Genomic DNA, 22,614 nt, shown 5'->3' on the forward strand with positions numbered 1-22,614 from the left:
TTTCCTGTAAGATTTAATGGCAGGTGGGCAATGGTACACAGGCCTGTATCTGGTATGGCGGGTGCGAAGGCAAATATCTGGATATCCTTTTCTCCGGATATGAAATACTGGGGAGAACATGAAGTTCTTCTATATGCTCGGGAAGGCGGATGGTGGGATGCCAGCAAAATAGGTCTATCACCGCAGCCAATCCGCACATCTGATGGATGGCTAATTATGTATCACGGGGTACGCCAGACAACTTCTAAAGCAAGTTACAGGCTTGGGCTGGCCCTTCTTGATCTTGAAGATCCCAGAAGAGTGCTCCGCAGGTCAGAAGGATGGGTTTTCGGGCCTCGAGAACTGTATGAACGCAGTGGAGATGTTAATGATGTTGTATTTCCCTGCGGGTGGGTCCTGGCGGATGATGAAATCCGCATTTATTATGGAAGTGCGGATATGTCAGTATCAATGGCCAGTGCAAAATTGAGCGATATACTTGAGTATATCCATGGGTGTCCTGAGGTACAGTGCCCTGAAGAATACTGCAGATGGTTTGAAGAAAACAGAGGAAAGTCTGCTGATCCAAAAAAAGGTGATATAAAATTAGATCTCATCCCAAAACCAATTTTATTCTCAAATAAGTAAAGCTTCAACCTTCTTACGAACTATTTTTCCTGGCCATAAACTCGATTGATCACTAAGAATACCAGATTCGGAGAACCAATTTTGAGTCTTGGGATCAGCTCTTAAAATAGAATTACAATTAAAACAAAATTACAACTAAAATGAAATTACCTTTAAATTTGAAAATAAATTTGGAGATGTGAGTATTTTGGGGGTATTATTATAAGAATTGCAATGTTATCTCCGATTGCCTGGAGCACGCCGCCTAAAAGGTATGGCCCATGGGAATCTGTAGTATCTTTATTAACCGAAGGGCTGGTAAAAAGGGGAATTGACGTTACATTATTTGCGACAGCGGATTCTCACACTTCAGCCAAACTTCATGCAGTATGCCCTAGACCCTACGAAGAAGATAAGAGTATATTGGTAAAGGCATGCGAATGCCTGCACATATCAGACGTTTTTGAAAGGGCAAATGAGTTCGATATAATACACAATCATTTCGACTATCTTCCTCTGACTTACAGTGCACTTGTCGATACGCCTGTTGTGACAACAGTACACGGTATTTCTTCAAAGAAAATTCTTCCTGTCTATAAAAAATACAATAATAAAACTTTTTATGTATCCATAAGTGATGCCTACAGATGCCATGAGCTGGATTATATAGCAACGGTTCGGCATGGGATTGACATAGAGAGCTTTCATTTCAATGATAAGCCGCAGGATTATCTCCTCTTTCTATCACGCCTGCACAAAGACAAGGGCGCAAAAGAAGCAATAGAAGTTGCAAAAAAGACCGGAAGGAAACTTAGAATAGCTGGTTTTATCGCGGATCATGCCTATTTCGAAAAAGAAGTACAGCCACATATAGACAATGAACAGATTATTTATGAGGGGCATGTCGATCCTGAGCGGAAGAAAGAACTCCTTTCAAATGCGTACGCTTTGCTGCACATGATCAATTATGATGAGCCTTTCGGGCTTGGTGTTGTTGAAGCTATGGCAAGCGGTACACCGGTAATTGCAATGAACCTTGGCTCGATGCCTGAGCTGATCAGTGATGGGGAGACTGGCTTTCTAGTCAATAGCATTGAGGAAGCTGCAGACGCTGTGCAAAAGGTTGCTTCCATATCCCGCAAAAAATGCAGGGAAAATGTTGAAAAACTTTTTTCTGTTGACAGGATGGTAGATGATTACATCAAAGTATACGAAACAATTCTGAAGACGTGCAAACGTGAAGCTGAAAGGCCCTGGGGGCATTATGAGGTGCTTATGCAGAGGCCAGGGTATAAAGTCAAAACCATTACTGTTCTACCTCAGGGTGAAATCTCACTTCAGCTCCATGCTCACAGGAATGAGCACTGGTACATAGTCAGCGGAGAGGGGCTTGTAACTAAAAACGGGATTCAAATCAGGGTTCTTGCCGGAGATTCTGTCGATCTTTCGGTAAACGAGGAGCACCGCATTAAAAATATAGGCAACGATAACCTTATTTTCATTGAGGTCGCACAGGGAGATTATCTTGGAGAAGACGACATCGTAAGACTTGAGGATAAATACGGAAGGGTCTGAAAAGGTTTGTATTTAATGGGTTTGTGTTTTGGGAAAAAACCTCTATTGCAAACTCCATATACATTTTTCTAATTACATGTTACATTTCTTTTTTTTTCAAGAAGGTAATGGTAACTGGTCGGATCTCCCGGGTTCTTCCTTTTATCACCAGAGAAATTTTTAACCTTTCTCGGCGTTTTTACCCTTTGAGTAATTTAATCAGGACATTCGTATTTCTCATAGGAATTTTTGACCTGAGCCGCTACACCTTCACCCATTCTTTCGGAGATATTTTTTGTGCCTCAGAACTCATAGGGCTCATCATAAAATCAGCAAAATTTCTCATCACAGGCACTCAATTGATATGTAGACAATATACACGTTAATATAAGAAACATTTCTCAGGAAAAAGGAAATTTTTAAGAAGAAATATGCCTTAAAAAGAAATTTGCCTTAAAAAGAAATGTATCTTAAAAATGTTTTTCAGTTTTCTCCCCTGAGTTCGACCTTGATCTCGGCAGCAATCTCGCGGGCAGCTTCTTCCGGGGATTCTGCTTTGTAGATGCTCCTTCCTACTATTACCCAGTCCGCGCCTGCAGCAATAACATCAGAGGCTTTTCCTCCCTGGGCCCCGACCCCAGGGGAGATAATGGTGAGTTTGTCTCCGATAATTTTCCTGATCTTCTTTACTCTTTCCGGTCTGGTCGCGGGAGCAACAAGGCCGAAAGCTCCTGCTTCGGCTGCCATTCTTGCGATTGCTTCTCCGACTGGCTGCAGGAATTCGGCTCCACCTGGATGGCTCATTTCACTTACCACAAACACGTCTTTCCCGTATTCGGAAGCTACCTCAATGCAGGCATCAAGGCTGTCCCGGCCTGTGAAGCCCTGGACAATGACTGCATCGGCTCCTGCTTCAAAGACCCGCTCGCAGATAAGGCGGTTGGTATTGGGAATATCGGCAACCTTGAAATCGGCTATTATAGGGGCAAATTCAGCAAGTTCCCTGATAATCCCGAGCCCGGTAGCAAGTACGAGAGGATAGCCTACCTTTATAGCGTCCACAAACTGCGAGACGGCTTCTGCAATTCTAAGCGCTTCTTCCCTGTCGGAAACATCCAGGGCAAGAATCATACAGGTTTTCCTTTCCATAAAATCACCTCTTTGAAAGGCGTGTCCGCACAGCCGCAACAATGAGCGGGAGAGTTATAGTTGCATCTGCGTACACAGTTATGGATTTTGCGTTTTCTCCTACCTTTCCCCAGGACTGGGCTTCGTCAAGCGTTGCCCCGCTCAGGCCGCCTGTTTCAGGCCGGTCCATTGTCAACTGGATTGCATAGTCAAAGGACTTCGGAGTTACAAGCATGGACTGCAGGATGTAGTTTTTCGGAACTCCGCCCCCAAGGAGCAGGGCGCCTGCACTCTCAGCCCCATAGCAGATTTCCATAAACTCGTGCATATCAGCAAAGGCATCCACATTCAGAGGATTTCCTTCCTTATATAGCCAGGCCTGAAGCCCTATTACCGAGTCCTGAAGAGCAGGACAGTACACAGGCACACCCATATCTGCTGCGGTTTTCAGGATAGAGGAATCGTCATGAAGGTTTTTCCCTATCTCGGTAAGAACCTGCCGGATCGAGAGTTTTTCCTGCGGAAGCCCGGCATAGATGCCCTGTAGAAATTCTTCAAGGTCCGTAAAGTGCTGGTCAGGCAGGTAAACGTCATAGATCCTGTCGATGCAGTCATGCCTGAGCTGGATATCGTTTGCACAGGCCGTACCCTTATAATGGTGAAGGCCCAGAGCTTCAACGGTATCATGCACCATATTCGCTCCGGTCGTTACAAGCACGTCGATATGGCCGTCACGTATCAAATCTGCGACAATATTTCTCATGCCTGCAGGAGTCATGGCCCCTGCAAGCCCGAAAAATTTCGTAGTTTTTTCGGAAGCCAGCATCTCATAATAGATGTCCACGGCCTCAGCCAGCCTGCCTGCTCCAAAGGCACAGCCGCCGTATTCCCTTACAAGCTCGTCTACAGTCATATTCGCACCTATCTTTGCGCCTTTGACCGGAGTTGTAAGGTTTTTAGAAGAAGCTTCAAAATCCATTTTATTCCTCAAGGTTTACAGAATTAACTAAGAGATTATACAAGATTGATTACGGTTTAATTAAAGACCAGTTCAGGTTAATTACAGAGTACAGGTTAATTCAGGTTAATTACAGGTTACTAAGATGTAAATTTATACAGGCAAATGCACTTGAGATAACATATTGATGTAAACTTTTATTCTGAAAGTGTATTCACTTTCAGTCGTTTTCAGAGTTATGGTTCCAGCACATCCGGCCGACACATTCAGCACTACCTCAACTTCAAGCCCTGGCCTGGAATCACCGTTTTACCTGGAGTACCAATATGAAATGAGTTATGTGAACATCTCTGTGTACATAAACCTTCTCTTCTGAGAAATAAGGTAAAGAGATCGGTACTTTAAGGAAATGTAAAGTTGAGAAGTTTCAGGAAAAAGTAAGAATGGCATTCGAGGCAGAAAATGCAGGATGAAAAAATAAAGAATAAATTAATAGGAGATGGATTAACAGGAAATGAATTGATACGGGAGGAATTAACAGGGGAGGGATTAAAAACGGAGCGATTAAAAACGGAGGGACTAAAACGGAATGGATTAGCAGGGGAGGAAATAATAAGATATGAAAATACGGGCATATCTTTTGGGGGCAAAAAGGTAATTTCGGGCTTTTCCCTCCGCGTGCTCAGGGGTAAGAAAATCCTTCTCCGGGGAAAATCAGGGATCGGAAAATCCACGCTATTCAAAATGCTTCTGGGATTTGAAAAGCCCTCGGAAGGTTCAGTCTACTTCAGGGGAAAAACTGTAAACGCTCAGGTAGCCTGGGAAGTCAGGAGAGAGGTCAGTTATGTTTCCCAGGATATGGACCTTGGGGAAGGGCCTGTAAAAGACCTGCTTGATGAGATTTTCTCTTACCGTCCGAACAGGGAAAAAAGAAACCCTGAGAAATTAAATACGCTGATGAAAGAATTTGAACTCGACCAGGAAATACTTGAGAAAAACTTTGAAAATCTCTCCGGTGGAGAAAAGCAAAGAATAGGAATCCTGATAGCCCTGATGCTTGGAAGAGATATTTTCTTGCTTGATGAAGTAACCTCAGCCCTTGATTCCGAACTTAAGAAAAAGGTTGTTGACCATTTTCTCAAACATAAAGCCTGGACCCTTTTTGTAATTTCACATGACAGGGAATGGGAAAGGGATGGGGTGGAGATTGTAGAAATTGGAAAAGCTAGTCTCAGTTAAAAGCAGCAATCGAAAATCGAATCCAATGCCTCGGAAGGATGAAAAAAGTTCTTTTTTCAAATAAATCGAAAAATAAGTAGGAAAAATAATTAAATTAAAAATAAACAAAGAAACTTAATAAAAGACGATAAAAAATCGGCTAAAAACGCGCGTAAATAAAGAAAGGGAATAACCAGGAGAGAACAGTCAGGACGGAGTTTCAGATGGCAAGCCCGGATATCTCAATACCTTCCCTGGTATTATGCTTTTTATTGCTTTCAATTCCTCTCGTAATAAGTTACAGGATGAAACTGCACATTATCGGGAGGACAATAAACTCGGTTACGCGCATGACAGTCCAGCTTTTTCTTGTAGGCGTGTTTCTAACCTTCATCTTTGACCTGAACAGCTGGGTTTTGAACCTGGCCTGGATACTGGGAATGGTTATAGTTGCAAGTTATACAACTGTGAGGAATGTCGAACTTAAAATAGAGAAACTCTTTTTTCCTGTTATTCTTTCCTTTACGGCTTCAAACCTGAGTATGCTGCTGTACTTCAACGAATTCGTACTCGACCTTGGAAACCTGCTTGAGGCCCGCTACCTGATTCCCATAGGGGGCATGATCCTTGGAAACTCGCTGAGCGGCAATGTTGTGGGTATAGGAGAGTTTTATGCAGATATTAAAAGGAACGAAAACAGGTACCTTTACAACCTTTCCCTCGGGGCAAGCCGATACGAGGCTCTCCTGCCCTATATTCGTAAGTGTTTGCGCTCGGCAGTTCGGCCCACCCTTGCAAATATCGCAACTACGGGTATCGTTTTTCTGCCTGGAATGATGACAGGGCAGATTCTCGGAGGCGCAAGTCCCCTTCTTGCAATTAAGTACCAGATCTCAATAATGATAGTTATTTACGTATCTACAGCCCTTAGCACGACTCTCAGCATCCTGGCTTCCATTCAGGCTACTTTTGATGAATTCGGCCTGGTAAGAAAGGAAATTTACAGGCAGAAGGGAAAAGAAAAAGGAAATCCTGGCCCATTATTTGAAGGTTAGGCATATCCTGTGATGTTCTGACCAATTGGAGTACTTTTTCTTATGCACTCCTCTCCGTAACTAATCACGTCTTCAACCGCATTTTTCAATATAGAAGGATAGATCTGACCTACCTGCTCCCATACGGGTCTTCCGCGACAGAAGAACTTAAACGTAGGTGTGCCCTGAACTCCGTACCTCTCCGCAGTCCACGGACTTGTTTCAATATTAATGCGGGCAAAAACTGCCGCATTCTTGAATTCTTTTGCATAATTCACAAAATAAGGTTCCATCGCTTTGCAATAAGGGCAGGTAGAGCTATAAAACATTACGATAACCGGCTTTTTAGAGCTTTCTACTACTTCCCCCCAGTTCACATCTCCAATTTCGATCACATTGCTTCCGTTCAATCGATTACCCCCGAAGTCATGAATAAGCCAACACGATAAATTAATACAATTTCAGGCATGTCGAAATAAGTCATTCTGTTTATCAGATTTTGTTCATTAGATCAATATTCTCTACTTTGATAAGATTAATATTTATGCTTCATAAATTAAATTTCACGCATTTGCAGATAAGTTTACTGAGAGGTAGTCGTAAAGAATTAAATTTTCAGACAGGAAATTTTAGATAGGTAAAGAAAATAATAAAGAAGATAATAAAGAAGATAATAACGAAAATAAACAGGAAGAAAGAGAAGGAAGAAAAATTAGAAAAAGCTGGTGACAGAACTGAAGAACCAGTTCTGCATTTTAAGGACCGTATTTTCCAGTAACTAATGCCCGATTCTTGCCCATTGATTAAAAATTCAGGGAGAGGGAATTAAGTTTACACATGGGTTTCCATTTAGACTCTTTCGTCTTCACCCTCTGGACTCATTATCTCGCAAAAACATGTGCTGCAGACGTATTTATCGTCAAGACATGTTTCTTTAAAGTCTACTTTGGGGCCGCCTGGTTTTGTGGTCGCCTCCCTGAATACATAGAACTTTTCGTTAAATTCGATTGGCTGCCCGCATCTCGAACATACGAAGGGTGGATTTTCAACCGAATCAATTGCGCATTCGATGCATATCAGATCGGACTTCTCCCCGTGGACCTCTTTGAACTTTATTGGTTTCATATCCAGGCTGGTGTCCACAACCAGTACGTCTTCCAGCAGTTCCCGACCACAAATATTACAATACTCCTTCATTGTGTCGCCTCCTTTATTCAGAGGATTTCTCACCAGGCCCTGTGCTGAGCCTACACAGGGTTTCAATGTCTCCGTGTTTGCACTCAAATCATATACCCCATTTTCAGCTTATTACCCATACTCATACCGAATCGGGCAATTTCGAGGTGTCCAATCCGGCTCAGTTTCACATCATTGAGCTGTGTTTCACCTGCCGGCATTAGTTAGCCAGCACATCAATCTCGAGAAGATTGGCCCAGAGCTGGAAAAGCAAACAATACGGATTGACAGAATAATATTTATTTTAATGTAGTTTAAGAGATACTTTTCGCATTCGAATCAAAACAACATTAGAAGACACTTCATAAAATGCGTTTTAAACCGCTTTCTAGTCTCTGGTTTTAACTTCCCTATGGAAATATATGCCTTAAAACTATATACAGTTATTGATTTTGATCAAAAAATAAGTGAATAATAAAATAAAGAAGAGTTATAAAAAACAGAAAAAAGATAAAAAGTTAGTAAATAAAGGGAATAAAACAAAGAATTTTATTGATCAAGGATCAATACATAAGACGGTTAAAGAAGATCGTTCAAAAGGGTTCGAAAAAATGCTCAAGCAGAGATTTGTGCTGGACACTACAGCATTAACGGATCTGCAGACGCGTGAGGTTATGGGTTATGCTTCCCTTTGTGAGGGAATGAAAGCGATTCTTGACCTGATAGCCGATGCTCGCCTGCAGTATGGGATAAGTTGTTACGTACCCTATCCGTCAGTATATAAAGAGATGTACGAATTTGCAAGCCGGAATGGCTGTGACAGGGAGGTTATGGCTAAAATAGATACCTGGCTTGTGAAAAAATCTCCTGACCGGTATAGAGTCAGTGTAACCTCTCAGATCTTTCACGAATATGTTGCTTATATGCGAGAGAGAATTAACCGGGGCATGGGAGTTGCGGAGGATGCGATCTGGGAGGCAGCTACTGAATGCCTTTTTATGGAAAATCCGCAAAATAAGAAAAAAGAGTATAAGGAAGAGGTTGAAAGGGAAGTAATCGGGGGGATTATTGGCAAATTCCGGAACAAGTATCGTGCTGCCCTGAGATATGGGATTCTGGATAGTGCTCCTGATATTGATGTCCTCATTCTTGCCAAGGAGCTTGATGCCGCAGTTATTGCAAGCGACTATGGGATTGAAAAATGGGCCGAACAGCTTGGAGTCCGCTTTGTGCCTGCAAATACTTTTCCCATGATGATAAAAGAGTATCTGAAGCATCTTCCGGAAGGTGAAAAAGAGCCCGAAGCCGGAAGCAGAGACAAAAACAAAAAAGGATCATCGGAAGAAATAGAATTTATATAATAGCTTGATCTCGAAACCTGAATAATAGTAATAAGAGGCAAGAGGCTTGAAATTTGATCGGATAAAAGGCCTGAAATTAATTAGGGGAGTTATCTTCAGGCTTTGTTACCGAGACGCGAATCTCAGTAAAAAATAGCACATATTAATCTCATTGAGAAATAGTCACATTAATCGTTATCAAGCCTTAAGGGAGTTAATACCTTTAAAGGAATTAGCCTTTAAGGAAACTGTGCCTTTAAGGAACTTGGGGGGCAAGAGTTTGAGAAACATAGTTGTAGAAGAACTAAAAGCGACTGAAGTTTACCGCCAGAGGGTTGAGGTTGTTGAAAGAAAAGGGCTGGGGCATCCGGACTATATCTGCGATGCCGTTATGGAACAAATTTCAGTAAACCTGAGCCAGAAGTACCTTGAAACTTTCGGGACTATCCTGCACTATAATATCGACAAAGGCATGCTCGTTGCAGGGGAAGTGGAAGGAAAATTGGGGGGAGGCAGAATATTAAGCCCTATGAGGCTTATCATCGGGGACAGGGCGACTTTTGAAGCGCAGGGAATAGAAATTGACGTTCCTGAACTTGCGGTCAGTACGGCGCAGCAATGGCTCCAGGATAACCTCCGCTTTGTGGACCCTGAAAATTTCATTTACCAGGTAGAGCTAAAAAAAGGTTCTGCAGAACTTACTGATATCTTTAGCAGGGGAGGAGAGATTCTCGGGGCAAACGATACTTCCGCAGCAGTAGGATATGCACCTCTCAGCCCAACTGAAAGGCTTGTTTTTGAATGCGAACGGTACCTGAATTCAAGGAAGTTCAAAAAGGAATATCCGGAATCCGGAGAAGACATAAAAGTTATGGGGCTCAGGCACAGGGAAGATATGCACCTGACCGTTGCAATGCCGCTTGTGGACAGGTTTGTTGAATCTGAAGAAGAGTATTTTAAGAAGAAAATTGAACTGCACGAACGGATTGAGGAGTTTGCTGCAGGGTTTTCAGAGGAGGCAAGGGCCGAATTCGAAGCCTGTATGTGCCTGAAACCGACCGCCTCACTGAATACTCTGGACATTCCTGGCAGAGGGCTGCAAGGAATTTATACCACTGTAACCGGTACGTCTGCAGAAGACGCAGACGGGGGGCAGGTAGGGCGTGGAAACCGCGTAAACGGGATAATTCCGCTAAACCGTCCTGTTAGCAGTGAAGCCGCAGCAGGCAAAAATCCCGTAAGCCATATCGGGAAGATTTACAACCTTCTTTCCCACAGGATTGCAGCGCGGATCTACAGGGAGGTTCCTGATGTTTCCGAAGTTTATGTCTGGCTTTTGAGTGAAATCGGGACTCCAATCGACCAGCCTCAGATCGCAACTGCCCAGCTTATAATGAAGAAAGGGTCTGCGAGCGAAGTAGAAAAGGAAGCGGAAGAGGTAATGGAAAAAGAGCTTGAGAATATACAGGCTTTCTCAATGGAGCTGGTTGCAGGAAAATGTCCTGTCTGCTGAGAATCGGTTTAGCCGGGAAGAGTTTATACCCCGGCAATAAAAGCGATGAGAGCAAAGAGCATAGCGGTCTTGAACATTTTTGAAGATTTCGTAGGATTGTTCCGGGCAAGAATCTGGTGGATGGCCGCAAGAAGTCCCAGGTCTGCCAGAAGGACAAGGTAAAGATAACGCAGGCCAAGTACCGACATAAGGTAAGGAAGAGGGCTTAAAAGTACGGCCAGGAATCCTATAAGCACTGCAAGATAGCCTGCTTTTTTCGCCCCGACCCTGAGAGGCAGGGTATCTGCCCCTTCGATCTTATCCCCTTCCATATCCTCAATATCCTTTACAATCTCCCTGGCAGTAATCGCAAGGGCTGCGAGCAGGAAAAGCACAAAAAGGACTTTGAGTCCTTCAAGCCCGAAAACCGAAGCTCCGAACAAAAAGCTCGAGCCAGTGAGGTAACCTATGCTCAGGTTTCCTAAAAAAGGAGTGCCTTTGAGAGTTTTTGCATAAAAAATCAGCAGCAGGGAGTTAAACAGGGCAATAAACCCGCAAACCGGGTTGATTGAGAAAGCCAGAAGCGTCCCCAGGGCAAACAGGGTATAAGAGAAGTAAAGGGCTTCCTTTAACTTTACCCTGCCTGAAGGAATGGGCCTGTCAGGGCGATTTATTGAGTCTATCCTGACGTCAAAATAATCGTTAATAGCATTTCCTGCGCCTGAAATTACAAATACGGCAAGGAATATAAGGCCTGAATAAAGGAAAGGAAATTTTTCAGGGCTATAAGAACCCGGAGAATCCGAGGCCAGGATATTAAAAGCGATCAGTGTTCCGATTACGGCTGCAAAACCCGCCATCAGGCAGTTTCCGTATCTCATAAGTTCCAGATATGTGCGTACGCCTGCAGACATCAGAAGAAAGCAGTATTATAAAGTATTAAAGGTATCGGATTTTCTAGCCCGAGTGCCCTCCCGAGTGCCCGCCCGAGTTCCGCTTCGGGAGCACGGGTCCGTTTCGCTCACTTCGTTCGCTCAAGCGGAATAATTTATAATGAAGATACTAAACTGCGCTCAAGATGGCTGATGCAGGTATAAGAAGAATTATTTAAGAAGAATTATTTTTGCTTTACTGAAAAGGAATCATTTTTGCTTTACTGAAAAGGAATTATTTTTAAATTTGCAGATCTCCCACCCAAATCTCAGTTCATAAGCAGAAGAGTCATTTTCACGGCGTTCGGATTCGGAGAATCAAAAGAGCTTATCTACGAGAGTACAGTCTTTCCATATTTTCCTTGTTTTTCGTGGTCACGAATTTATCAGCGAATTCAGTGTTAGATTTATGTTGTAGAGTATGACACTGGCCCGTTGCGACGGTGTGATTGAGGGGCAGGATATCAGGAAGGGAGAAATGCGATTAATAGGAGCGTGAAAAGAGGCAGGTTGCCTATTTTTCTAAATATCGAGATCTTAGATTTATTTATTAAAACCTAAGCGATTTAAGAGGAAACTGAATATAAGGATTCACGGATCTTGAATCAAAGGAAATTTATAGTAACTTTCAGGTAACATACTAATCAAAAGGATAATATTAAGTAAGACAAAGTTTTATGTCTTGCCGTTCTCCCATTTGATACCTATTTAAGGTTATCCGATTTCAAGAGACAGGCAGATTTAGACATGCCCCTGAGACTCAAATAAAAGTCTGTTTCTGTTTTAAACATATTCGGAATACTGACTTGAAACAAAGAATAATGCACTGGACTAAGAACTATTGGAAAAAATATACTATGGTTAAGATCTTAAATTTTGTTTCTATAAATCATACAACAAGCTGTTAATAATTTAAGTAAGTACCTGAGATTTCTATTTACGGACGTGTGGGCGGAGGCCAATAAAAATGAAAGCCGATTTTTTTAGTTCTTTGATTTATTTATTAGTGATAATACTAATAATTCCTGGAACGATTTCCGGCATGGCATCTGCTGTGGTTCAAGAGCCCGAAGACAGTGGAAGTTTAGATAGCGGAGACTCAAACATAGATACAGCAGATCCAAGTCTGGATGCAAATAATCCAGATGCAGAAGATCCAGATACAGAAGTTCCAGACCCAGAAGATTCAGATGAAGAGAATCCGGATGAAGAAGATCCGGATGAAGAAAATCCGGATGAAGAAGATCCTGATCAAGAAGATCCGGATGAAGAGAATCCGGATGAAGGACATTCGGATGAAGAAAATCCGGATGAAAAAGATCCGGAGGAAGAAGATCCGGAGGAAGAAGATCCGGATGAAGAGAATCCGGATGAAGGAAATTCGGATGAAGAGAATCCGGATGAAGGAAATTCGGATGAAGAAGGTCCAGAAGATCCAGACCCAGAAGATCCGGATGAAGAAAGCCCGGATGAAGAAAATCCAGACCCAGAAGATCCGGATGAAGAAAGTCCGGATGAAGAAATTCCAGACCCGGAAGATCCGGATGAAGAAAGCCCGGATGAAGAAATTCCAGACCCGGAAGACTCGGATACAGAAGATCCAGATGAAGAAAATCCAAGTCCAGCAAAACCAGGCATCGAAAACTCGAATATCGTAAGTTCAGATAGCGGAGAAAATAGAGACGATGGGAATTCCAGTTCCTCCTCTAGTAGTTCATCCTCCTCTAGTAGTTCATCCTCTTCTAATGATTCATCCTCTTCTAACGGTTCATCCTCTTCTGACAGTTCATCCTCCAGTGGTTCGGGAATGGACCTTGTTTCCAGCGAGGACGCGAGCAATATTGCCGTCAAGGAGCTTGTTACCAGGAGTGTCATGGGTGGTTACCCTGTCAGATTTGATTTTGTAGAAGGGGTTACATGCATTACTTACATCGAATTTGATCCAAAAAAGACATTCCGGAGAACAACAACAGTTGTAGAAGAACTTGAAAGCAAATCCACTCTTGTTCCGACACTCCCTTCCGGCACGGTATATAAACATGTAAATATCTGGGTAGGAGATAAAGGAGCAGGACTTCCTACTTCCATTAGAAGTGGACTTATAGAGTTCAAAGTTGAAAAGTCGTGGATTAAAGATAAGAACATCGGTGAGTCCCTGATAACCCTTCAACGGTACGATAAAGATTGGCAACCCCTTTACACGGAAAAAGTCAGAGAAGATGAGAAATACGTTTACTTTAAAGCGGAAACACCTGGCTACTCCTTCTTTGCAATAACGGAATATGCCGGGCAGAATGGAAATAAAGAGGAAAGAGTGGCAGCTCTGAAAGAAAACGCAGAAACCGGGATCAGTAGAATAAAGAATCCGATGGGAGCAGCCAGGATACTTATGGCAGTCTCCTTACCGCTTTTCATGATTCTTGCTGGATACTGCGTATTAAAGAAAAAGATCTGAAAAAATTACATTAAATGGAGTAAGTGAGATTTGCTTTCACTGCTCCTCATTATTTTTTTCTCAGAATTGCAATTAAGTGAATCATGGCAAACAGCAAGGTTTAAAGCGCCAGACGCTTATCAAATTTTTACCGCGAGCATACGGTCAAGCGCTTCTTTTGCCTTGATCCTGACGTCGTAGGGGACAGTCACTATATGCTGGATTTTTTCAAGAGATGTCAGCACTTTTTCGAGATTGACCATTTTCATGCTCGGGCAGCAGGCAAATTCGGAAATGCAGTAATATTTCTTTTCCGGAGCTGCTTTATGGAGCCCGTGAAGAAGTCCGCATTCCGTACCTATAATAAACTCCTTTGCAGGAGAGTTTTTTGCATATATTATCATCCCTCGCGTGCTTGCTATATGGTCTGCAAGTTCCAGAACCTCGGGGCGGCACTCGGGATGTGCAATAAACCTGGCATCAGGATGTTTTTCCTTCATTTTCAGGACATCTTCTCTCAGGATCTGGTGGTGTGTGGGGCAGTGCCCTTCCCAGGGAATAATTCTTTTGTCAGTCCGGGCTTCAACGTAGGCAGCCAGGTTTTTATCAGGCACAAAGATAACCTCATCGGCTTCCAGGGAGTTCACTACCTCAACGGCGTTGGCAGACGTACAGCAGATGTAAGACTCGGCCTTGATAGCAGCCGAACTGTTAACATAGCAGACGACCAGGGCATCAGGATGCTTTTCTTTTTCTTTCCTGAGCCCTTCGATATCCACCATGTCTGCCATAGGGCAGGTCGCATCAATTTCCGGCATGAGGACCGTTTTGTCCGGACAGAGAATTGCAGCGCTTTCTCCCATAAAATGGACGCCGCAGAAAACAATAATATCAGCAGTCTGACGGACAGCTTCCTGGCTCAGGCCGAGAGAGTCTCCGACAAAATCTGCAATATCCTGAACCTCAGGACGGGAATAATAATGAGCAAGAATAACTGCGTTTCGTTTTAGTTTTAGTTCTTTGATCCTTTTGATAAGCTCTGCTTGCTGCATGGGACCACCGTAAGTTTTTGAAATAAGATCCGAAAAACAAGATTCGGATTCGAGATTGAAGGTCAAGTTTGAGAGAATAAATCTTAATTAAAGGGAGTTTTAACAGGCATATGGATCTAAAAAGGAGTGCGATAAAGGATATTCCATCCAGCGCGCTCTTTTTGCACACATGCAATTTGCTCCTGGGAACTTACGTGCTTAACTCTCCCGCACTATATAATATTTGTGAGCCTCCCGAGTCCCGCAAGCCTTTTCACAAACTTTTTTTGAAAAGGTTAGATCGAAAACGGCTAACGCCCGTGATTGAGAATACTTATAATCCCCAGGCCCTATCCGGCGTGATCAACCGGCGCAACGCAAACCTTTTAAAAAAAGGTTTGATCGAAAAACCCCTGGCAACGGCGTGATCAACCGGCTCAACGGTTGCGGCTCAACGGTTGCGGCTCAACGGTTGTGGAGAAACAGGTTTATTTGCCCTCAAGGGACCGGGTAAGAAATTGAATTCTTGATTATGAAGGAGGATGAGGCGGCAAGTTAACTTACCGGCTTTCCTGCTGCTTCAGGTTCCTATCTGGACCGGGTTCAGGATCTTTTTCAGGGTGGAGATTGCAGAAAGGGCTGCAAGGTAGCTGGTTTTAGGGTTTTCCGGGGAGGGAAGGTTTTCGACTCTGGTGAAGAGTTTACCGAATTCGCCTTCTACAGTTATTTCGTGTATGTTTCTGGACAGGGCAGGGTCAGCGATCACTCTCACCTTCGTCCGCTCAAAGCCTATGCCTGCAAGGCTTATTGTAGCTGCAACGTTTACGTTTGCTGGGAAGGCTTTGACTGCTTCCGAGGCAGGCCCTTCAAAAAGCAGGGTCTCTTTTTCGATCTTTTCAAGCTCAATTCCCAGAGTTTCGACATGTGGAGCTCCTGCAAGGCTCAGGGGCGGTTTCCTGGTAGTGAGTGTAACTGAGGAAATTCCGGCTGCCGAAGCTGAATTTATCCCATCTATACCGGCAACTGCCCCTGAAGGGAAATAGAGCTTGCAGTTATTCTGCTCTGCAAGCCTGAAGAGCCTTTCCCGGAGTTCTTCATCCGCAAGCGCGCCTACACTGAGCACCATTACGTCACAGCCTGCTTCAAGGGCTCTGGGTACTACGAACCTGACAGCATTCTGGGAGGCACTTTCTACAACCAGGTCCACGCTTTGCAATAATTCCTCAAGCTTCATTGAGGCAGGGCTGCACCTTTTCAGGGAGGCTGCAAGTTCAAGGGCTTTGTTCGGAGAAGAGTCAGAAAGAGCATACAGCTCAGCGTTAATAGCCCCGCTATCAATAGCCCTGCAAATCTGTCCACCAATAAATCCGCAACCAATAATTCCTATTTTCAGCGTTCCAGGCTCCTGTAGATAATCAATAAACCTTGATCTTTAGATTTTAGTACCCGGCTTTAAAAGCCTGAGGACCGGGGTACTGTATTCTGTTCCCTCTCTTAAAACCTTCTATTGAGATTATTTTCTAAATTAGAGAAATGTTCTTACTTCTTCAATTCCTTTTCAAATACTTTCAGGTTTTCCCAACTTTAAAGACCGCTGTTTATTATATTTTTTCAAGCTATTGGTGCTTTCCATAAGTTCATTGGAATCCATAAAAATAATTCATTTATATAAAAAAACTTGCCGACAAATTTGGAAAACTATTTATTAAGAAACAATGTTTTAAAATTCAAAAAGGAGATTGAGTAACTATGTTTGAGTTAAAAGTCGTTACCCATTTTGCAGCAGCCCATCAGCTTAAGATGGTAGCCAAAAAGTGTGAAAACCTTCATGGACACAACTGGAAGATAGAAGTTTGTGTGGCTGGAGAAAATCTCAATGATGCCGGAGTACTGGTAGACTTTGGAGAATTAAAGCAGAATGTATCCGAAATTATGACAGGGCTCGATCACAATTTTTTAAATGAACTCGATTACTTTGATGACCACACCCCACCATCTTCGGAAAACATTGCCTTATATATCGCAAACTCCCTTCAAACCATGCTCAAAGACCCCAAAATCAGGGTTACCAGTGTCACAGCCTGGGAATCGGAGAATGCCTGTGCAAGATACGTAATGGTTAATCCGTTTTCCCCATTTTAATAAGTTTGCCATCATTTTTAATTTGAGCAAGCACCACAATTAAGCATGATTCTGACCCTCGTTTTTCCATAATGCAGATATGTATACTTTAAGAAGTATATCAATGGCAGAAATAGATCAATTAGAAGAGATAGATACTGGAAGAAATCGAAAACCCCAAAACGTCCGTACCTCTTATAAATTCGGGGAACATAAAGTAGCGGGGTAAAATCATGCTTATCAAAGAAGTTGAAAGCTTTATAGAAGAAGATCTCGGGTACGACGATGTTTCGTGCACTATTGTCCCCGACAAACCTGTAGAAGCCATTATTTTTACGAAAGAAGCCTGTATTATTGCAGGGATTAAAGAAGCCGGATCAATTTTTTGCTATCTTGGAATTCAGGCCGAAACCACGCTTAAAGACGGAGATCGTGTTAAAGCAGGTGAGAGAATTTTCAGGCTAAAAGGGGGAGCGGTATCAATTCTCAGGGCAGAGAGGCTTGCCCTGAATTTCCTCGGCCACCTTAGCGGGATTGCAACCCTTACCCGAGCCTGTGTGGATACAGTAAGGAAGTATTCGGAGATTACAAGGGTGGCCTGCACCAGAAAAACCACTCCAGGCATAAGGAAGTTTGAAAAGCTGGCTGTAGCGGCAGGCGGAGGAGACACTCACAGGTTCAACCTTTCGGACTCGGTTATGATTAAAGACAACCACGTCAAACTGATGGGAATAGAAGCCGCAATTGAGGCCGCGAAAAAAGCCAGCTTCACCCGGAAAATAGAAGTTGAGGTCGAGTCTGCAGAAGATGCCGTGCTCGCTGCAAAACTCGGAGCCGATATTATAATGCTGGACAACATGCAGCCCGAGGCCGTCTGGAGAACGCTGGAGATACTTAAAGAGAAAGGGCTTAGAGACCAGGTTATTGTGGAAGCATCCGGAGGAATTTCCCAGGCAAACCTTGAAGGTTATGCAAAAACGGGAGTAGATGTCATATCAATGGGTTCTCTTATCCATAAATCAAGATGGATTGATCTCAGCCTGGAAATAGTCAGTTAAAAATCCCTTTCGGGAAGCTAAAAACAAAAAAAGCCGGGATAATAAAAAGGGATACTAAAAGGAAATAATAAAAGGAAATAATAAAAGAAAATAATAAAAGAAAATAATAGAACAAAATAATAAAAAATAATAAAAATAAAGATATAGAATAAGAAAAAGAAGACAGAAAATATATAAAATATAAAAACGGAGATCAAAGAGACAGGAAAATCATAAAATCCAGGTTATTAAAGGGTCAGGAGCAAAATTCATTAGCGTTAGAATTCATTTCGAAACCGAATTCACAGGTTTGAAGGCTTATCCTCATATTTTTCTTTAAAAGAGAAGAAAAAGAAGAGATCACAAACTTTATATCTGGTTTTGTTGAAGATATTTAAGGTCAAGGGAGTATAATTGCTGTTAAAACAGCTTATCTAAAACATTCAGGTAGTAACCTGCTGTAGACAGGCTTTTTTATCAGGTCTTTGGGGTAGCACAAGTGAAGCTGAAAGGGATCCATATAACTTTGTTATTTGCGTTTTTTATCCTGCTGGTATCTGGCAGCACAGCATCGGCAAACACTGCAGTATATGAGGGGGACATTGAGGTAGGACAGGCATACCAGCTTAACAATTACGTAATCGAAGTAAAGGATATCTTTCCTGAAGCCAATACAGCCTCATACTATGTATATGAGAAGGATAGGGAAATAACGGACGGCCTGCTGGATGTAAACAAAACTGCCGATTTCAGTTTTGAGGAAAAGGGAAAAGTACAGATGCGCCTGAAGTCGGTACATGCCGGGAGAGTAGCCACGGTTGAGATTACAATGTCAAATTACAGCACTGGAGACCTTTATATAAACAAGCTTCTTGAAAACGGGCGCTCTGAAGCAGTTTTCGCAGGCAACCCGGAGGTCGTAATAACAAAGAGCATAGACAAACCGAAAATAAAACTCGGAGAAACCGTAACCGTCACGGTAAAGGCAAAGAATACCGGAAACGATACTGCAAATAACGTTTCATTCACGGACCCGAAGCAGGAACATTTTGTCCTTGAGGAGACTACATATGAAGTTTCCAGTGTGATTCCTAAAATAGAGTATGGGGAATCGGTTCCTGAGACGCTTGTTTATTTATATAAAATAAAGGCAACCGATGCAGGAGACTTCGACCTCAAAGCTGTTAATGCAAGTTACACCAACAGTGCCGGCCAGACCTACCAGGCTTCTTCTAACACGCCTTCCATATCAGTAAGTGAAGGAAATAAACTGCGCGCAAACGTTGAAACTGCAACGAGCTTTGAGAGCTCATCCGTAGAAAGGAATGAGAAAATAACTTCAACCGTAATCCTGAGAAACACAGGTAATGCTCCTGCACAGGCCGTCCGCCTTGATATCCTTGTTCCGGAAGGCCTTGAGTATGTGGAAGGTGAAGAAGGCATTGAGACCGTCGGCGGAACTCCCAGAGTATACATTGAGACCCTTGAGCCTAATAATGACAAAGAGTTCAAATTTACCTTAAAAGCAGCAGAGGTAGGCACTTATAACGTGAGTTCCGAGCTTTCTTATGAATATAACAACGGCATAGAAGCACAGAATCAAAAAGGGAGCAATAAATCAACTACGCCGAATATCAATGTGAAAGAAGGGAAGTTCGATTTTCTCATTAAAAATCCGCTGTATATTATAATTTCTACCATTATTCTTGCAGCCGTTGCTGTCCATATATATAGAAGACATAAGGAATACCGTTATTAAAACGACTGGTTAGGAGTATAAGAAAAGTAATTCGAGGTAAAGCCCGGTAAGTGCAGCCTTGACCGAATAAACTGATAAATAACTCCAGACAGGAAAAATGCGGAAATACCCTTGAGACGGAGGAGTTTTTTGCTCAATATACTTGTAATAGGAAACGGGCAATGTGGGAACAGGATTCTTGATTCCATTAACCGGCACGCTCTGGGAAGGGGTAAAAGCTGCGGCAAACTTGCCAGGTTTTATTCCAGGCAGAAATTTAAAAGCCATGTCGAGACTCTTGCACTGAACACTGCAATTAATGATCTCAAAGAAATGAAATTCACAAAAGCAAAAGATAGAATCCATATCGAACACCTTCACGGGGTCGGTGCAAACCGGAATATCGGAAAACAGGTTTTTGAGGATAAAAAAGAGATAATAATGCGGCAGATCGAAGAAAGGGGCAATTTTGATATAGCTGTCGTGATAACCTCGGCTTCCGGGGGGACCGGGTCTTCGTTTACTCCTCTGCTTGTAAAGGAAATGAAAGCCCGTTACAACTATCCTGTTTATTGTCTTGTTGTACTTCCTTTCAGAGAGGAGGGAACGCTTTATCTGCAAAATACCGCCTTTTCGATCCGGGAAATACGCCAGAGTGGAGCTGATGGGATAATCCTTGCAGATAACCAGTACCTGAAAAATATCGGAGGAAGCATTCAGGAAGCCTATAACGGCATCAACGACATGATTGCCGAACGCATTCTCTTCCTGCTTGAGGCCCTTGACAGTGAAATGATGATGGTAACGGACCTTGGGGACTTTAAGACTGTTATGAGCGGGGGGGCAGGTCTAGCAACAATGGGATTTTTCAGGGCTGATAGGGAAATATCTATTAAAACCGCAATCCAGAATACCCTTTCTCCGGCAGGGCTTCTCTTTTCCACAGATGTCTATGAGGAAGCAAGCCGGGCAATGGTCATTATAAAAGGGGACCGCAAATACCTGAATGTGGATGATATCTCAGGTGAAATTGAAAAGCTATCCAGAGCCATAGGGCACGTCTTTAAGGGAATAATCGTACGTAGCGGCGAGTATCCTCAGGTTCTGTCCGTACTCACCCTGGAATCAGCACATGAAATGGAAAAACTGTACGGCGCAGCCATCCAGGCGATCCACCAGGAAAAGGAAAAAAAGCAGCGGGTAGAAAAAGGAGCCGAACTGGATAAAACGTTTTCCAGGATCGAGGGGCTGGACCCGGAATATTGAGCCCGGAACTCTCTTCCCCTGACATTCTCATTTCATGAAATAAAAAGGCTATTTACTTCTCTAGTTTAACCCATTTTTTAGAAAGAAACTTGAGAAAAAGTAGTGCATTCAGTTTTCATCTAATTTTTATCTTATTTTATTTTTATCGATTCTTATTTTATTTTTATCTATTTTTATTTTATTTTTTAATAATTATTCAAGCTTTAACGAATATTTTACCTTAACCAATTTGTAAGGAGTTAACTTTCTATAGGGATCAATCCACCTAAAAACCGCTTCAAGTATAGGCAATCAGTTTAGTAATTAAAAATAAGCTGGTTTCAGGCCATACCTCAAGTTTATCTTCATCTTGCCTAAATAGTCACAATAACTCATCATTTTCAGGAAATTATTGTGACTTTAAGAATAAACAGGTAAATTTAGTTAATTTTATGTAATACTTTTACTCTCTAACCATAGAGGAAAGTAACATGAAAATAAATTATAGTAATAAATTAAATAAAATTATTTTAATAGGAGTGCTCATTGTTGCCCTGGTGATGACTTCAGGATGCGCTGACAACTCCGCATCTAATGAAGATTCGGAAGTATCGGCTCCGGCTTCAGGAGTTACAGACGCTAATGAGGCGGCAGAATCCGCAGAGCTTACGATCACGGATGGATTCGGCAGGGAAGTTACAATCCCTGGGAATGCGGAGAGATTTGTTTGCTCAGGAGCCGGATGTCTGCGCTACCTTGTATACCTCCATGGTGAGGACTATATCGTGGGCGTTGACAGCATAGAGAAACAGGAAAATGAGGTCGAAGGCCGCCCCTATGCCCTTGCAAACCCGCAATTTAAAGATTATCCCCTGATTGGGGAGTTCAGAGGCAAGGATGATCCTGAAAAGATAATTGAAATTAACCCTCAGGTTATACTGAAAACCGGCACAAACGGCCAGCCGGCAGCAACAAATGCTGCTGATGCCGACGCACTTCAGGACAAAACCGGTATCCCTGTAGTCTCATTCCCTTACGGGTCTTTAAAGAATGAGGAACAGAAAACCGAAATGTATAGCTCTCTCAGGATCATGGGCGAGGCCGTGGGCAAGCAGGAAAGAGCAGAAGAGGTAATCGCTTATATCGAAGCTACGATGCAGGATCTGGAAAGCAGGACTGCAGACATTCCGGAGTCCGAAAGAAAGATTGTCTATGTTGGAGGAGTGAGCATCGCAGGAGCTCATGGGATAATCTCTACGGAACCGGCTTACGCGCCATTCCTCTGGGTGAATGCAAAGAATGTTGCAGCCGGAATGGGTACAGACCATGTGGACATTGCCAAAGAAGCGCTCGTAGACTGGGATCCCGAGTATATATTTATCGATATCGGAACCCTCCAGCTTGGTAATGAAGGAGCAATCGGAGAACTTAAGAATGACGCGTCCCTTGCGGGCCTTTCGGCTGTAAAGAATGGTAAGGTCTATGGAGTAATCCCCTACAACTTCTACAGCACCAATTATGAGTCCGTGCTTGCGAACGCTTATTTTGCAGGAAAAGTGCTCTATCCGGA

19 protein-coding genes and 1 pseudogene are annotated in these 22,614 nt (G+C 42.9%); 13 read left to right on the forward strand and 7 right to left on the reverse strand.

The window, feature by feature from the left end:
* Both ACPK8D_RS09370 and ACPK8D_RS09375 read left to right on the forward strand, forming a co-directional pair.
* Positions 1 to 627: pseudogene (locus ACPK8D_RS09370) on the forward strand (glycosidase); the annotation flags it as partial.
* 213 nt (positions 628 to 840) lie between these two features.
* Entirely contained in the window at positions 841 to 2,181 is a 1,341-nt protein-coding gene (locus ACPK8D_RS09375; RefSeq protein ID WP_424717590.1) for a glycosyltransferase, read from the forward strand.
* 462 nt (positions 2,182 to 2,643) lie between these two features.
* Here ACPK8D_RS09375 and pyrF read toward each other — a convergent pair whose 3' ends face one another.
* Complete coding sequence (gene pyrF / locus ACPK8D_RS09380; RefSeq protein WP_424717591.1) at positions 2,644 to 3,309, reverse strand: orotidine-5'-phosphate decarboxylase; 666 nt, start codon at positions 3,307 to 3,309, stop codon at positions 2,644 to 2,646.
* Between the two features lie 4 nt (positions 3,310 to 3,313).
* Complete coding sequence (locus ACPK8D_RS09385; RefSeq protein ID WP_424717592.1) at positions 3,314 to 4,267, reverse strand: deoxyhypusine synthase; 954 nt, start codon at positions 4,265 to 4,267, stop codon at positions 3,314 to 3,316.
* A 441-nt stretch (positions 4,268 to 4,708) separates the two neighbouring features.
* On the opposite strand from ACPK8D_RS09385, the gene ACPK8D_RS09390 reads away from it, so the two are divergent.
* Together ACPK8D_RS09390 and ACPK8D_RS09395 are read left to right on the forward strand one after the other, a co-directional pair.
* The gene (locus ACPK8D_RS09390; RefSeq protein WP_424717593.1) at positions 4,709 to 5,485 is read left to right on the forward strand and encodes an ABC transporter ATP-binding protein; all 777 of its coding nucleotides are present in this window, start codon (positions 4,709 to 4,711) and stop codon (positions 5,483 to 5,485) included.
* Between the two features lie 203 nt (positions 5,486 to 5,688).
* The gene (locus tag ACPK8D_RS09395) at positions 5,689 to 6,519 is read left to right on the forward strand and encodes an ABC transporter permease (RefSeq protein ID WP_424717594.1); all 831 of its coding nucleotides are present in this window, start codon (positions 5,689 to 5,691) and stop codon (positions 6,517 to 6,519) included.
* On the opposite strand, the gene ACPK8D_RS09400 is transcribed toward ACPK8D_RS09395, so the two are convergent.
* Complete coding sequence (locus ACPK8D_RS09400) at positions 6,516 to 6,908, reverse strand: thioredoxin family protein (RefSeq protein WP_424717595.1); 393 nt, start codon at positions 6,906 to 6,908, stop codon at positions 6,516 to 6,518. The two genes, ACPK8D_RS09395 and ACPK8D_RS09400, sit on opposite strands and share 4 nt — an antisense overlap.
* A gap of 439 nt (positions 6,909 to 7,347) precedes the next feature.
* The gene (locus tag ACPK8D_RS09405; protein ID WP_424717596.1) at positions 7,348 to 7,782 is read right to left on the reverse strand and encodes a hypothetical protein; all 435 of its coding nucleotides are present in this window, start codon (positions 7,780 to 7,782) and stop codon (positions 7,348 to 7,350) included.
* Positions 7,783 to 8,285: 503 nt separating this feature from the next.
* Here ACPK8D_RS09405 and ACPK8D_RS09410 point away from each other — a divergent pair.
* Positions 8,286 to 9,035: an RNA ligase partner protein gene (locus tag ACPK8D_RS09410; RefSeq protein ID WP_424717597.1), complete on the forward strand. Its 750-nt coding sequence runs from the start codon at positions 8,286 to 8,288 to the stop codon at positions 9,033 to 9,035.
* Positions 9,036 to 9,294: 259 nt separating this feature from the next.
* Positions 9,295 to 10,527, forward strand: coding sequence for a methionine adenosyltransferase (locus ACPK8D_RS09415; protein WP_424717598.1), 1,233 nt, complete (start codon positions 9,295 to 9,297; stop codon positions 10,525 to 10,527).
* Positions 10,528 to 10,550: 23 nt separating this feature from the next.
* Here the strand turns inward: ACPK8D_RS09415 and ACPK8D_RS09420 are convergent, their stop codons facing one another.
* Positions 10,551 to 11,420 (reverse strand): geranylgeranylglycerol-phosphate geranylgeranyltransferase, encoded by an 870-nt coding sequence (locus ACPK8D_RS09420; protein WP_424717599.1) that lies wholly within the window; start codon positions 11,418 to 11,420, stop codon positions 10,551 to 10,553.
* A gap of 1,024 nt (positions 11,421 to 12,444) precedes the next feature.
* Here ACPK8D_RS09420 and ACPK8D_RS09425 point away from each other — a divergent pair.
* Positions 12,445 to 13,893 (forward strand): PGF-pre-PGF domain-containing protein, encoded by a 1,449-nt coding sequence (locus tag ACPK8D_RS09425; protein ID WP_424717600.1) that lies wholly within the window; start codon positions 12,445 to 12,447, stop codon positions 13,891 to 13,893.
* A gap of 119 nt (positions 13,894 to 14,012) precedes the next feature.
* Here ACPK8D_RS09425 and nadA read toward each other — a convergent pair whose 3' ends face one another.
* Positions 14,013 to 14,924: a quinolinate synthase NadA gene (gene nadA / locus ACPK8D_RS09430; protein ID WP_424717601.1), complete on the reverse strand. Its 912-nt coding sequence runs from the start codon at positions 14,922 to 14,924 to the stop codon at positions 14,013 to 14,015.
* A 110-nt stretch (positions 14,925 to 15,034) separates the two neighbouring features.
* On the opposite strand from nadA, the gene ACPK8D_RS09435 reads away from it, so the two are divergent.
* Entirely contained in the window at positions 15,035 to 15,331 is a 297-nt protein-coding gene (locus ACPK8D_RS09435; protein WP_424717602.1) for a hypothetical protein, read from the forward strand.
* A 152-nt stretch (positions 15,332 to 15,483) separates the two neighbouring features.
* Here the strand turns inward: ACPK8D_RS09435 and ACPK8D_RS09440 are convergent, their stop codons facing one another.
* Positions 15,484 to 16,296 (reverse strand): aspartate dehydrogenase, encoded by an 813-nt coding sequence (locus tag ACPK8D_RS09440; protein WP_424717608.1) that lies wholly within the window; start codon positions 16,294 to 16,296, stop codon positions 15,484 to 15,486.
* Between the two features lie 356 nt (positions 16,297 to 16,652).
* On the opposite strand from ACPK8D_RS09440, the gene queD reads away from it, so the two are divergent.
* The 5 genes from queD to ACPK8D_RS09465 form a co-directional block, all read left to right on the forward strand.
* The gene (queD, locus tag ACPK8D_RS09445; RefSeq protein WP_424717603.1) at positions 16,653 to 17,045 is read left to right on the forward strand and encodes a 6-carboxytetrahydropterin synthase QueD; all 393 of its coding nucleotides are present in this window, start codon (positions 16,653 to 16,655) and stop codon (positions 17,043 to 17,045) included.
* 212 nt (positions 17,046 to 17,257) lie between these two features.
* Positions 17,258 to 18,082, forward strand: a complete 825-nt coding sequence (gene nadC / locus ACPK8D_RS09450; protein ID WP_424717604.1) for a carboxylating nicotinate-nucleotide diphosphorylase — start codon at positions 17,258 to 17,260, stop codon at positions 18,080 to 18,082.
* Between the two features lie 478 nt (positions 18,083 to 18,560).
* Positions 18,561 to 19,820, forward strand: a complete 1,260-nt coding sequence (locus ACPK8D_RS09455) for a COG1361 S-layer family protein (RefSeq protein ID WP_424717605.1) — start codon at positions 18,561 to 18,563, stop codon at positions 19,818 to 19,820.
* A gap of 129 nt (positions 19,821 to 19,949) precedes the next feature.
* Positions 19,950 to 21,065, forward strand: a complete 1,116-nt coding sequence (locus tag ACPK8D_RS09460; RefSeq protein WP_424717606.1) for a tubulin/FtsZ family protein — start codon at positions 19,950 to 19,952, stop codon at positions 21,063 to 21,065.
* Between the two features lie 470 nt (positions 21,066 to 21,535).
* Positions 21,536 to 22,614, forward strand: a 1,079-nt coding sequence (locus ACPK8D_RS09465; protein ID WP_424717607.1) for an iron ABC transporter substrate-binding protein, incomplete at its 3' end; no start/stop codon positions are given.

The organism is Methanosarcina sp. (genome assembly GCF_049706645.1).
Lineage (GTDB): Archaea > Halobacteriota > Methanosarcinia > Methanosarcinales > Methanosarcinaceae > Methanosarcina.

Coding starts and splice junctions, on each gene's coding strand:
- nadA (WP_424717601.1), bottom strand. CDS start 14,924: ATGCAGCAAGCAGAGCTTATCAAAAGGATCAAAGAACTAAAACTAAAA.
- ACPK8D_RS09385 (WP_424717592.1), bottom strand. CDS start 4,267: ATGGATTTTGAAGCTTCTTCTAAAAACCTTACAACTCCGGTCAAAGGC.
- ACPK8D_RS09395 (WP_424717594.1), top strand. CDS start 5,689: ATGGCAAGCCCGGATATCTCAATACCTTCCCTGGTATTATGCTTTTTA.
- pyrF (WP_424717591.1), bottom strand. CDS start 3,309: ATGGAAAGGAAAACCTGTATGATTCTTGCCCTGGATGTTTCCGACAGG.
- queD (WP_424717603.1), top strand. CDS start 16,653: ATGTTTGAGTTAAAAGTCGTTACCCATTTTGCAGCAGCCCATCAGCTT.
- ACPK8D_RS09435 (WP_424717602.1), top strand. CDS start 15,035: ATGGATCTAAAAAGGAGTGCGATAAAGGATATTCCATCCAGCGCGCTC.
- ACPK8D_RS09375 (WP_424717590.1), top strand. CDS start 841: ATGTTATCTCCGATTGCCTGGAGCACGCCGCCTAAAAGGTATGGCCCA.
- nadC (WP_424717604.1), top strand. CDS start 17,258: ATGCTTATCAAAGAAGTTGAAAGCTTTATAGAAGAAGATCTCGGGTAC.
- ACPK8D_RS09410 (WP_424717597.1), top strand. CDS start 8,286: ATGCTCAAGCAGAGATTTGTGCTGGACACTACAGCATTAACGGATCTG.
- ACPK8D_RS09390 (WP_424717593.1), top strand. CDS start 4,709: ATGCAGGATGAAAAAATAAAGAATAAATTAATAGGAGATGGATTAACA.
- ACPK8D_RS09420 (WP_424717599.1), bottom strand. CDS start 11,420: ATGTCTGCAGGCGTACGCACATATCTGGAACTTATGAGATACGGAAAC.